The organism is Gracilibacillus xinjiangensis (assembly GCF_042651765.1).
Classification (GTDB): Bacteria; Bacillota; Bacilli; order Bacillales; family Amphibacillaceae; genus Gracilibacillus; species Gracilibacillus xinjiangensis.
In genome coordinates, this window is record NZ_JBHSDT010000010.1 from 1 (window position 1) to 725 (window position 725).

At 47.0% G+C, this 725-nt stretch carries 2 tRNA genes and 1 rRNA gene; all 3 read right to left on the bottom strand.

Annotated elements, in window-relative coordinates:
- Positions 1-207, bottom strand: a 23S ribosomal RNA gene (locus ACFOY7_RS18395); the annotation flags it as partial.
- Between the two features lie 144 nt (positions 208-351).
- A tRNA-Ala gene (locus ACFOY7_RS18400) sits at positions 352-427 on the bottom strand.
- A 14-nt stretch (positions 428-441) separates the two neighbouring features.
- Positions 442-518 (bottom strand) — tRNA-Ile (locus tag ACFOY7_RS18405).
- Positions 519-725: the final 207 nt, after the last annotated feature.

Below are 725 nucleotides of genomic sequence, written 5' to 3' on the forward strand. Positions count from 1 at the left end.
CTGAGATGTTTCAGTTCCCCGGGTCTGCCTCATACATCCTATGTATTCAGATGTATGTTCTACTCCATGACGAGTAGAGGGTTCCCCCATTCGGAAATTCTCGGATCAAAGCTTACGTACAGCTCCCCGAGACATATCGGTGTTTGTCCCGTCCTTCATCGGCTCCTAGTGCCAAGGCATCCACCGTGCGCCCTTCTTCACTTAACTATCTTTACTCGCAATTTTCTAATGAAAAAGTCGTTGGTTATTGTTTGATGTCTTGTCATTTCTCAGTTCAGTTCAGACTCCTTCAACAGTCGTCTTCACTTCCTAAGATTCTTATCTAGTTTTCAAGGTACATTTTTTATTTAATGGTGGAGCCTAGCGGGATCGAACCGCTGACCTCCTGCGTGCAAAGCAGGCGCTCTCCCAGCTGAGCTAAGGCCCCGTTAAAAGTTAGAATGGTGGGCCTGAGTGGACTCGAACCACCGACCTCACGCTTATCAGGCGTGCGCTCTAACCAGCTGAGCTACAGGCCCATTCTATGGAATGATATTCGTTTATTATTGATCATTCAAAACTGAACCAAACAACCAAGTATGAAGGGCTACAGGATGTAGGTCATGCCGGTGTTGTCACAGGACGTGACGAACTTAATCGGCGATCCATTTCCTATAGTTCCGTTATATATCCTTAGAAAGGAGGTGATCCAGCCGCACCTTCCGATACGGCTACCTTGTTACGAC